This window comes from Lentilactobacillus parafarraginis DSM 18390 = JCM 14109, from assembly GCF_001435895.1.
Lineage (GTDB): Bacteria > Bacillota > Bacilli > Lactobacillales > Lactobacillaceae > Lentilactobacillus > Lentilactobacillus parafarraginis.
Genome location: NZ_AZFZ01000254.1, coordinates 1 through 201, shown reverse-complemented (window position 1 = coordinate 201; position 201 = coordinate 1). Strand labels below are relative to the sequence as shown.

Annotated in this window: 1 pseudogene; it reads left to right on the top strand. The window is 38.3% G+C overall.

Annotation, left to right across the window (positions count from 1 at the left end):
• Positions 1-22: 22 nt before the first annotated feature.
• A pseudogene (locus FD47_RS16245) lies at positions 23-201 on the top strand (IS982 family transposase); the annotation flags it as partial.

Here is a 201-nt window from a genome sequence, read left to right as displayed (position 1 = left end):
AAACCAGAAAGAAGGAACTGTTATGCGAGGCCTCCTCAAAGTTATCGTAAAAACCAATCCAATTCAAGCTAAATTTCAACATTTTATCGAAATTATTGAACCAATTTATGAAACCATTAATCCGGCTATTCGTTTTCGGCCAAATTACCGCCAACTGAAAGCCGATGATGTCATTATCCTGGCCTGCATGTTAATGCGGAT